Here is a 2,816-nt window from a genome sequence, read left to right as displayed (position 1 = left end):
GTTCTAAGCAGTATGACACCTATATCCGTGCAAACGATGGCTTAGGCCCTGAAACATCTGAGTATATTAACTTAGGCGTTGCGTGGGATATCGTTGATGATATCGGTATTAAAGTTGATTACTTCAACCTTAACATTAATGATGTAATCAGCCGTCGTACAATCACTAACGTTATGCGTGGTGTTGCTGCTGGTACACTAACAGAAAATGAAACTTTCTACGTTAACCGTGCTCCAAACGGCGCAGATGGTTCATTAGGTCGTGCTTTAGAGGTTGGTACTGGTTACGGTAACGGTGACAAGCTAGAAATTACTGGTATTGACGTAGCGTTAAACGCTAAGTTTGAAACGTCAATTGGTGATATCGGCTTTAACTGGAACAACAGTTTTGTACTAGACTATATCCAAGAAGTTGAAGGTGGTTCTGAAGCGGTTGATATCGCAGGTTGGAATGGTTCACCTGACTATAAGTCTAACTTTACCACCAACTACAGCATGGGTGACCATAGACTGTCTTGGAACATGAGCTATACAGCTTCTACTTATGAAGATGATGCTACAGGTCAACTAGATTCGTGGTTAATACACAACCTAAGTTATGTGTATGATGCAGGCAACTATGGTTCAGTATTGTTAGGTATCAATAACTTAACAGATGAAGATCCAGTGTTGAGTTCTGTAGGCACATACGATAATCCTGACCTATATAACAACTACGGTCGTGAATATCGTGCAAGTTATACACTTAAGTTCTAAATTCTGATTAGTTATTAATTAGATATAAGAAAGGCTCCTTCGGGAGCCTTTTTACTTAGTATTACGTAGCAAATATTGCGATTAATTGGGAGGTAAAATGAATAGTCACTGGAGTGAACATTGGCAGCAAGGACACACAACGTCATTCGGTGAGGCTTTATCTGGTAATTACGAAGGTGTATTAAAAAGTATATGGGAACCAGTGTTTAACAGCCTTACGGACGATTTCTTTGTTGTTGATGTTGGTACTGGTAATGGCTCATTACCACTGTTATTAAGTGATGTGTTATCAACCAGTGAGTTGACTGGTAAGGTTACTGGTGTCGATTTAGCCGATGTCCATTTAGCAAAGCCTGTCAGTCAGATTAGCAATAATATAGACATATCATTAATGTCTAATACTTGCAGTGAAAACCTTCCTTTTGAATCTAATACCGTTGATCTTTATATATCACAGTTCGGTTTTGAGTATTCAAATGTTGAAAAATCACTCAATGAAGCGGTTAGAGTGCTAAAGGATAATGGTCAGTTTGTCATAGTTTGTCATCATAATCGTTCAATGATCCTTAACCGCAATAGAAGGGTTTTGTCGTTAATCGAAAAAGAGGAAGTCAATTCTCTAATTAATTGTTTAACTAATATGGCTAATGCTATGGGCGAGATGAATAGTCAAATAGATGTTGAGCGGATAAAGAAAGACCTTCAATGTGAAAGTATCAGAGCAGAAATTAATCATTTGGTTAAATTGCTGGTAACGTTCGATGAAGCTGCCACTCTGGATTCTAATTTAATTAGCTTTGTGACTCAATTTTTCAAAGCAGGATTGTTTTGGTCTGTTGCAAAGAAGTTAGAATTTATTGAATTTATTACAATACAAATGGATACGTTAAAACTAAGATTGACTGAGTTAATTAATGCGGCTTTTGATGAGCCTAAATTGGCAAAACTTATGGCTGATTTTGACCAAAATAATATTATTTTAAATGAGCTCAAAGTGTTAAAAAGTGAGCAAAATGAAGTCTTAGGTTGGTATTTACATGCCTCAAAATTACTTTATAAATTAAAAAACACATAAATAGGCTAAAGAGCCTTGTTATCATCATTTCGTAACTTTATGAATTATAATTATTAATTTTTACCTCATCGCATTCGATTTCGAAATAAACATGCCTAAGATGTTTAATTATTAACCTTTCATCAACATTAACACCTTTAACGGCTCTTTCCACAAGTTTTTAAACTTTGCAAATGTTGACATAGGTCAACATTTTGTGAAATGATGCTAACGGGTCTACGCTCTAATAGGCGTAGAAAAGGGAAGAAAAACTAACAATCACAAGAAAAAGACGTGCTTAGTTGAAGTAACAATGATTAACAATTTTAGATCATGTTATTTTGCAAAGTTGAACTTTTTAATTCACTTCAAATTGGTTGGGAACTATGTCCAAGGTAAGCAATAGAACAAAAATCGCTACTGCACTTGTTGGCGCTCTGGCTTTAGCTAGTAGCAACTTCGTTGTTGCAGATCCTCTAGCTGACGTTCAAAAAGCGGATAGTAGCCTTAATGCTGCTTCAGCTGCGTCACAACAGAAAGTCGACAAATATTTTGACCAAGCACAAGACATGCTTTTTGAGTATGGCAGCGTAGCTGATGAGCGTGAGTCATTGAAAGCATACAATGATTACGTTGCAGGCTTGGTAGCTGATCAACAAAATTCACTTGATTTAATTCAAACTGATATCAACGGCGTAGATAAGCTTCGCCAGGGTGTTGTGCCATTGATGTTTAAAATGGTTGACGCTTTAGAGCAGTTTGTAAATTTAGATTTACCATTTAACATCGAAACGCGTCAGAATCGTGTTAAAAATTTAAAAGATATTCTTGATACTGCAGAAGTTACATTGGCTGAAAAATACCGTCTAATCCTTGATGCTTATAGCATTGAGCGTGAGTACGGCAGCTTTGTATCTGTTCATACCGGTAAGTTAGTTCTAGACGGTAAAGAAGTACTAGTTGATTTCTTCATTTTAGGCTGCGTTGCACTTAATGCACAAAGCTTG

The 2,816-nt window shown here is 36.6% G+C and carries 3 protein-coding genes; all 3 read left to right on the top strand.

The window, feature by feature from the left end; all coding sequences use genetic code 11:
* The coding region (locus H5202_RS20005; protein WP_182773611.1) for a TonB-dependent receptor domain-containing protein at positions 1 to 755 on the top strand (755 nt) is incomplete at its 5' end.
* A gap of 97 nt (positions 756 to 852) precedes the next feature.
* Positions 853 to 1,830 (top strand): class I SAM-dependent methyltransferase, encoded by a 978-nt coding sequence (locus tag H5202_RS20000; RefSeq protein ID WP_182773610.1) that lies wholly within the window; start codon positions 853 to 855, stop codon positions 1,828 to 1,830.
* Positions 1,831 to 2,195: 365 nt separating this feature from the next.
* A partial coding sequence (locus H5202_RS19995) for a DUF3450 domain-containing protein (RefSeq protein WP_182773609.1) occupies positions 2,196 to 2,816 on the top strand: 621 nt, incomplete at its 3' end.

This window comes from Shewanella sp. SG41-4 (assembly GCF_014164505.1).
Lineage (GTDB): Bacteria > Pseudomonadota > Gammaproteobacteria > Enterobacterales > Shewanellaceae > Shewanella.
This window is presented reverse-complemented; position numbering and strand designations above follow the sequence as displayed.

Excerpts from the sequence above, each read along its gene's own strand:
- H5202_RS20000 (WP_182773610.1), top strand. The coding sequence starts at position 853 with ATGAATAGTCACTGGAGTGAACATTGGCAGCAAGGACACACAACGTCA.